This is a genomic window from uncultured Winogradskyella sp. (genome assembly GCF_937958655.1).
In the GTDB taxonomy this organism is placed as follows: domain Bacteria; phylum Bacteroidota; class Bacteroidia; order Flavobacteriales; family Flavobacteriaceae; genus Winogradskyella.
This window is the reverse complement of record NZ_CALGNH010000082.1, coordinates 23,387-31,022: the sequence shown is the minus strand read 5'-3', so window position 1 is coordinate 31,022 and position 7,636 is coordinate 23,387. Positions and strand designations below refer to the sequence as shown.

Here is a 7,636-nt window from a genome sequence, read left to right as displayed (position 1 = left end):
TAAGGTCGTTTTGAGCACCTTCTACCTCTGCGTATCTAAATGGTACTAAAGGTGGAAAACCATTTGGTAAAGGCACGGCTTTATTGGCTCTTGTGTTACGCTTGTCTTCATGAACTTTAATCTGGTATTTTGTTTGACCTGGTTTTACATCCACTTTAATTTCTTGATAGCGAATATTACTCTTTTTAGGTGGTGTTCTATTAACACTACCATCGTCATTAACCATTTCACCTACGTGTACTGTGAGCGTATGCGGTGTTTTCGCATCATAATTAAAATTCATAGTTGCAAAAGCCGCTTTTCCGAAATCAATAATATATGCCTCTCCCTTTTTTGCGAATTTCGCTGGTTTTACTTCAGTGGTTACAAATTTATTTTCTGTTGAAATGATGTAACTATCACTTTTTCCTGTTGTAAATTGTTGTGCTTCGGCATAGTCAACTAATCGGTTTGCTTCATCCCAAATTCTAACTTTCCAATAGTAGGTTTTTCCAATTTCTAGAGGTTTACCTTCATACTCAACATCCGTAGATTTTATAGATGCGACTCTTCTACTGTCCCAAACATTTCCGTTATTATTATCAATATCAGCCTTATTTGATGCTACTAAAATTTGATAAGCGCCTTGGTATTTTGCACCTAAAGGGACTGTCCACCCGAATTCTGGTTTTAAATCGAAAATCTTAACATCTTTACTTGGTTCTCTTATCAATTCTACCGTTAAATCTGTTGGTGCAGCTCCGTATGCATTGCTGTTTTTCTTGATTAGCTCATCAGTTTTAGCCCTTAAATTATCAAGTACTTTTTTGTATTTCTTTTTACCAACAAGATTTTTAATCTCTTGAGGGTCTTTCTCTAAATCGTAAAGCTCTTCAATGGACTTATCGTTAACATACCTGAAATATTTCCATTTTTTAGTTCTTATACCTTCACTTGGAGGAATTTCACTAAAATCCCAAATATGCTCGATTAAAATGGTATCTCTTGCAATTGTATTTGTTTCCTTTTTAACGATAGGCATCAAACTTTTTCCTTGCCATGTTGATGGTGCTTTAACACCAGCTAAATCTGCAATGGTTTGTGGCACATCAATATTTAATACCATATCCTTAACATCTTGATGGTTATTTTCTCTTGGATCAAATACAATTAATGGCACTCTAATAGAGTTATCGTACATTAACCATTTTCCTGCTAGTTTTCGTTCTCCTAAAAAATAGCCATTGTCACCCATAACTATGATGACTGTATTCTTATCGAGTCCTTTTTCTTTTAGCTTATTTCGAATTTTTTTGATTTCTAAATCGATTCCAGAAATCATTCGGTAATACCCTTTTAGACTGTGTTGGTATTTTTCTGGCGTATCGTAACGCCATGTCCAACGTAACCAGTTGAATCCTTTCTTAACAATTTCAGGTTGTGCATTAAAATATTTATCATCACCTAGTTCTGGTCCAGGAATGGTTGTGTTTGTGAGTAAGTTATCTGTAGTGTTTTGCCAAAAATATTGCTCTGGCGCTCCATCATGTGCATGAGGTGCACTAAAACTTAGTGACAAACAGAATGGTTTTTCATTAGTTGCATTATTATCAATAAAATCTAGAGCTTTCTGACCTGTATAACGCGTTAAGTGAACTGTGTCGTTATCAAGTGTTTTATAATAATACCCTCTTCTATCCTTATAACGGTTATTTCTGTCATAAGATTCAAACTCATCAAATTGCTTGTCTAAATCATCATAACGCACGCCATACTTACCATAAAACCCTGTATGATAGCCATTATTTTTGAGAAGTGTTGGGTACGAATCGTCCATGTATTCGCTTCTAATATTTCCTGTTTGAAAATTAAAGTTATGAGCACGTTCATGTAAACCTGTTAAAATACTCGCTCTACTTGCAGCACAAATAGGTGTGGTAACTATGGCTGTATTAAAATAGGTACCTTTTTTTGCCAAATCATCCATTTCTGGTGTTTCAACATAGTTGTTCCCCGCATAGCCAATAGCATCGAAACGCTGGTCGTCCGTAAGAATAAAAATGATGTTGGGTTTTTCTCCATCATTACCTTGTTGTGCATTCGTGATATTCAAACTGCATAACGCACTTAACAGCACTATTAAATAACTATTTTTAAACATATTTCAATGGCTTAATTGTTTGTTGAATTCAGGTGTTTTAAGACCCTTTTGATAAGCTTTAAAATTAAGTTTTTATCAAGGGTCTTCTATCCTGTTCTATCCTGAATATTTAGACTTCAAAATGCATACCGTAAAAAGTCGAAAAAACAGAGGGCAAAAACTATAAAAGTAAATTTGGTAAATGTGATGTATTGTAAACTTTTAAAGCACTCTTTTTGAACTATAAGCCAAGAACGCTAGAATTCCATTTTACAATATCGTTATTATACATAGCATCGAGTCCCATTTGAACGCAGATTGCAGTTTTTGCACCCGTAATGATATCCGATTTAGGTTGTTTATTATTTAAAATGCCCTCTCTAAAATCTAACAAGGCTTGTTTTGTTGGATTTAGATGTTCTACATTTATTTGGTAACCTTTTTCTTTGTCCCATTGAACAGTTGCACCGCTAACACCATCGACATCTCCAAGAACTCTATTCTTCTTTTGGCCTTCGGGATAAAACCAAGCATTTTTCATATCAATAATTATAGTGCCTTTATCACCAATTACTTTTATTTGGTACCCATCTTTAGCATTATTAGTTAAGTATGTAAATTTTGCTTTAACTCCGTTTGGATAACTATAAGTTAAATGAACATTATCATAAGTTTCTCGGCCATCTTTCCAATAATCTACACCTCCAATGCCCATCACTTGTTTAGGGGTTTCATTAAGTACCCAATTGACAAAATCGATTTGGTGCGAAGCTAATTCTGCCGTAAGACCTCCAGAAAATTCTCGGTACATGCGCCAGTTAATGGCTTTTTCATATTTAGTCTCAGTAACTGGACGTCTCCAATTGCCGTGTCTGTTCCATTGACATTCAAAAGCTGTAATATTACCGACTTGTCCATCTTTAATGAGGTCTACAACATGCGTGTAAAGTCTCGAACTATGATATTGATGACCCGTTTGAAATATGTTTTTAGATTGATTGGCTTTGCTTACTAATTTCTTTACACCATCATAGCCTTTTGCTAATGTCTTTTCGCAAAACACATGCTTACCAGCATCGAGTGCATCAATGGCTATTTTTGAATGTAAATGAAAAGGTACTGCGATGATAACAGCGTCTATATCCTTATTACCTAAAAGTTTTCGATAATCTGAATAACCTGCGGCTTTAGAATTTGATTTTGCTAAACCTTTTTCTAATCGAAATGGTAAAACATCGCAAGCAGCGATCACATTCACGTTATCAATAGAATTGATAATTGACATTAATCCACTGCCTCGAACTCCTGTACCAATAACACCAATATTTATGGTTGCATTGGCTTTTATATGAGATAGTATATTGCCATATAAATACGAAGATCCAGCAATACCTGCAGTAGCTACAGCTGTTTTTTTTATGAATGACCGTCTTTTCAAATTTTATAGTTTAGGTTCCCAACCTGGTTCGTAGGTTCTAGACCAAAGTTTCATAGCATCTCTATCATACATCGTACCAGTTTTATCGTCTATATCAAAACCATTATTAATTCTGTAGGCAATATTAGCGTAGTGTACCATAGCCATACTTTTACTGGCATCATCAATTGGTGCCGTTAGTTTGGCTTTACCTCTAATAGTGTTAAACAAATTTTGAACGTGTTGTGTTGACGTATCTCCACCACCACCTAAAGCGTTTCCTGCTTCTTTTGAGGCCGAATTATACTCTTTAACTACTTTGCCTCTACGGTCGTATAAGATATACTTGCCTCTATCCACAAATACAGAGCCTTCTGTACCATAAATTACAGTACCTCTTCCACCTCCATAAGTACTATAGCTATTTCTAGATTTTCCGTCCCATTTAATCACTTTATTATCTGCAAATTTAAACGTCGCTTCCATATCATCATACATTTCCCAACCATCATCTAAAAAGTGACGCTTTTCAGCTTCAACATATACATGTTGAGGAAAATCTACTTGCAACGCCCAACGTGCTACATCCAACTCGTGTGTTCCATTATTACCAGCTTCGGCTGTCCCATAATCCCAACCATACCAATGCCAATTGTAATTCCATGTTTCGGAAGTATAATTACGTCTTGGTGCTGGTCCTTGCCATAAATCCCAATCTAAACCTTCAGGTATGGTGGCATTTTTCTGCAAAGGAACTCGTCCTCTTCCATTATTATAAAAAGCTACAGCCTTGTAAGGTTTCCCTATGACTCCATTATGGATTTCTGTTATTATTTCTATCGTATGACCCGATGAGCGTTGTTGATTACCCATCTGAACCACTTTGTTAAAGTGCTTTGCGGCTTTTACGAGTTGTTCATTTTCGTGCATATTATGACTGCATGGTTTTTCTACGTAAACGTGCTTCCCAGCTTTCATAGCCATAATAGAGCCTGGTGTGTGCCAATGGTCTGGTGTGGCATTAATTAATACATCTACTTTTTTATCGTCTAATACGTTTCTAATATCGTTTTCTAACTTTGGGTTGTAATCAATATGCTCTCTAAATCCTTTTAAGGCTTTGAGACGCTGACTTTCCATAACATCGCACAAGTAGAGTAATTTAACATTGCTCTCTTTAAGAGCTATTGGTGATTTAAATGCGTTTAGTCGTCTTCCCAAACCAGCGATGGCAACATTTAAACGATTATTTGCTCCAATTATGTTAGTATAGCTTTTTGCAGACATGGCATTAACACCACCTGTTAAACTGACTCCAATAGCTGCTGCTGCTGTTTTTTTAATAAAATCTCTACGATTGTTTTCCATGTTACTAGTTTTTTGCTTTTGGAACTTTGATTTTAATGTTTCTGAATGCCACTTTGTCTCCATGATCCTGTAGTAGAATTTGTCCTTTTTCAAGCAATCCAAAATTAGGCCACTTTGCGTATTTACTTTCTGAAACTAATTTTAGAAATTCCTCACTTCCTCGTTCGTATTCTAAAACCTTAACATCGTTAATCCAATGTTCTACACGATTATCTATTGATTTGATGTATGCTGTATTCCATTCTCCAATGGGTTTGATGGGTTTTTCAGGATTTGCTTGAATTAAGTCGTATAAGGAACAAACCGTTCTACTGCCTTCGTGAGACCCTCTTTTAGCGTCTTCATGCAATTCATCATCTAAAATTTGGTATTCTAAACCTATGGATGAACCTGGCCCTCTATTAATTTCTGTATCGACATAGTATTTAATGCCACTATTAGCTCCAGGAGCTAATTTAAAATCTACCAACAATTCGAAATTTTTATAATCTTCAGTTGTAACGATATCTCCACCTGCAGCAGATTCTGCTCCTCCTGATGCTAGGACAATTAATTCACCATTTTCGATCACCCAACCTTTATCAGGGAATGCGTTTAACTTAGCACCTCTCCATCCATCAGTAGTTTTACCATCCCAAAGCATTTGCCAACCTGATTTTTGTTCGTTAACCGTTAAGTTGTTTTTTGTTATTACAGGTTCTAAAGGTGATTCCGTAGTATAGTTAGAAAGATTCTCTGTTAAAATTTTAGCGTTCTTCCACATCACTTGCTTACCAAGTTTGTCCTTGTTTTTTCCAATAGAGTGAACCTGTAAACCAAAAAAACCACTTGTTGTTTTATCATCAATTAAATGTGACGCAGGCACCTTATTAATCCAAGTTTTTATGGTATCACCAATGGCTTCAACACGATAGTGATTCCATTCATTTTGCTTAAAGGCTTTTTGCGCTTTTGGATTATTCTCTAGAGTATGTAGCCACTTACGTCTTTTTTCATCATAAATTCCACCACTCCAAGCACGTTTTGATGGGTCTATCTCTATTTGATAGCCATGCACAATGCCTTCTCTGTAATATGGTAAGCTATTACTACGTATTTGAATTCCGGAATTCATGGTGGAATCGACTTTAAAATCGATTTCAAAAATAAAATCTCCATACATGTCATTAGTAATTAAGAATGTATTTGGTGTATTGGCGGCTGTTGTACCGATAATAACTCCATCCTCTACTATATATTTGGCTTCGCCTCCTTTAATATTCCAACCCTCTAAGGAATTATTATTAATAAGATTTGTCCACGGTATATCTTCTTGATTACTTTTACAAGAAACTAAGGCTAGGTTAATAAAGGCACAGCTTACTATTGCTGTAATGAATTTAAATTGTCTCACTTTGACTGGTTTTTTTAGTTAAGATAATATTAATTTTATGTTTTAATTGAAAAACCCTTCATTATATTAAGCATAATGAAGGGTTTGATGTATTTTTAAAACTATTTAGTTAAAACTAGAGTCTATTACTAAATTTGAAATAACTTTTAGTCCGTTGTCAAATCAACTACAAACTCTTCGAATCTCACGTTTCTGTCTCTAATAACTAACGTATCGTTTACCTGATGATTTAATTCAAACGTTGATGTTGTTGTTGAAACTAATGAACCAAAAAAGAATTCCTGAGTGACTTCAACATCTTGTTCTACATATTGAAAATCTAAGTAAATTACGTCTCTACTTTCTCCTCCCCATTCATCGCCATCCTCTACGAAGGTTCCTGTTCCCGTTACAATTATATTACTATTTGGATCAGCATTAGAAACCGTAATTTGGTCGTTATCGTTAAACGTTAATCGTAGAGATAACTGAACATCAGCGGCAAGACCAGGTCTTCTTACATCTATGGTAGTTGTTGTTTCACTCCTACCTGAAGTCGTTAAAGGAATAAGCTCATCTTGTACCACAAATTCTGCTCTGTAAATTGTAGAGCCTTCAATGTTCTCTGATACTGTTTCTGTAGGATTGCCGTTAGCAAAAACCGTAACTGATTCATTAAAACCTACAGCGGCATCTTCTCCGCGTCTTAAATATATACCATCATATTTATTAATAAATTTAATACCGAAAAGCGTATAATCCTTTGGCAACGGATCCCAATCTTCATCTCTTATTTTAATTGGATTGTCTACTAAAGGTACACCTGCCAAAAGCGTATCAAGCGCTTCAAAATCTGTTATTCTTAAAGGAATAACATAATGTACATCTTCAAACTCAGCAAATGATAAAGGATCATCAAAGAAAGCATCTGTCAGCTGCACTGGAATACGTCCATCTATAGAGCCCGAAGGTATAGTTACTGGGCTTTCTTGTTCAATTGTATAATAAGAAGCAGGTAAGATTCTAACGTTTACGGTATCTACACCTAAAGCAGCGGCATCTATTAAATCAGGTGCTAACTCAAAATGTACTCTTCGATCTATCTCATTATTAAAAACACCAGACATAATCACACCGATTTCAAATCGTCCGTTATTATCGTTATCATTAAAACCCAAATCATACTTACCCTGAATTAGTGTTCTTATAGGCGTTTGAAATGGAAAATATACCGAAGTGGAACCAAAGTCATCAAAATCATTTTCCTGATTTTCACAAGCAATTACACTAAAGACCATAGCGACTATTACTACTAATTTTAATTTTATTTTCATGTCTATTTTTTTTCTTTTAGTATATA

The 7,636-nt window shown here is 35.2% G+C and carries 5 protein-coding genes; all 5 read right to left on the bottom strand.

Going from position 1 to position 7,636, the window contains the following annotated elements; translation table 11 throughout:
- The coding region (locus Q0800_RS13610; RefSeq protein ID WP_299130796.1) for a sulfatase at positions 1-2,140 on the bottom strand (2,140 nt) is incomplete at its 3' end.
- Between the two features lie 220 nt (positions 2,141-2,360).
- Positions 2,361-3,557: a Gfo/Idh/MocA family oxidoreductase gene (locus Q0800_RS13605; RefSeq protein ID WP_299130793.1), complete on the bottom strand. Its 1,197-nt coding sequence runs from the start codon at positions 3,555-3,557 to the stop codon at positions 2,361-2,363.
- A gap of 3 nt (positions 3,558-3,560) precedes the next feature.
- Entirely contained in the window at positions 3,561-4,904 is a 1,344-nt protein-coding gene (locus tag Q0800_RS13600) for a Gfo/Idh/MocA family oxidoreductase (protein ID WP_299130790.1), read from the bottom strand.
- A 4-nt stretch (positions 4,905-4,908) separates the two neighbouring features.
- Positions 4,909-6,279: a DUF1080 domain-containing protein gene (locus Q0800_RS13595; RefSeq protein WP_299130799.1), complete on the bottom strand. Its 1,371-nt coding sequence runs from the start codon at positions 6,277-6,279 to the stop codon at positions 4,909-4,911.
- 164 nt (positions 6,280-6,443) lie between these two features.
- Entirely contained in the window at positions 6,444-7,610 is a 1,167-nt protein-coding gene (locus Q0800_RS13590; protein WP_299130788.1) for a DUF5627 domain-containing protein, read from the bottom strand.
- Between the last annotated feature and the right edge of the window lie 26 nt (positions 7,611-7,636).